The 564-nt window shown below is 49.5% G+C and carries 1 protein-coding gene; it reads right to left on the bottom strand.

Annotated features, from left to right (window positions below):
* The coding region (locus ACWHAR_RS30470) for a DEAD/DEAH box helicase family protein (RefSeq protein WP_452088859.1) at positions 1-564 on the bottom strand (564 nt) is incomplete at both ends.

Below are 564 nucleotides of genomic sequence, written 5' to 3'. Positions count from 1 at the left end.
GGCCCGCTTGATTGCCACCTCTTTCGCATGATAGCGCGGCATTTCTTCCTGTTTATAGGAAGACTCGTGCTCTTCATCGATGATTATCATTCCTAGATTTTCAAACGGAGCAAAAATAGCCGACCTGGCGCCGACGACAAGCCGCACTTCCTTCCGGTGCATTTTACGCCACTCGTCGTATTTTTCTCCTGTGGATAAACCGCTGTGCATGACTGCCACCTGGGAGCCGAAGCGGCCCTTGAAGCGGTTGACCATTTGCGGCGTCAGCGATATTTCCGGTACGAGGACGATGGCTTCTTTTCCTTTCGCTAGTACTTTTTCAATTGATTGCAGATAAATTTCCGTTTTTCCGCTTCCTGTCACGCCGTGAAGGAGGAACACTTTATGCTCATCGCTGTCCAATGTCTCGCGTATGGGCTCGAAGGCAGCCCTCTGTTCGTCTGTCAGCGGCAGGGGCTCTGTTTTTTTGAACATTTTGTCCTGATAGGGATCTCTGTAAACCTCTTCATAGCTTTCCTTCAAAAGCCCTTTTTGGATAAGGGTTTTGATGGTTGCAGAGCTCGT

The organism is Bacillus sp. LR--39, assembly GCF_053613335.1.
The sequence above is the reverse complement of the archived record's forward strand: the minus strand, read 5'-3'. Positions and strand labels throughout refer to the sequence as shown.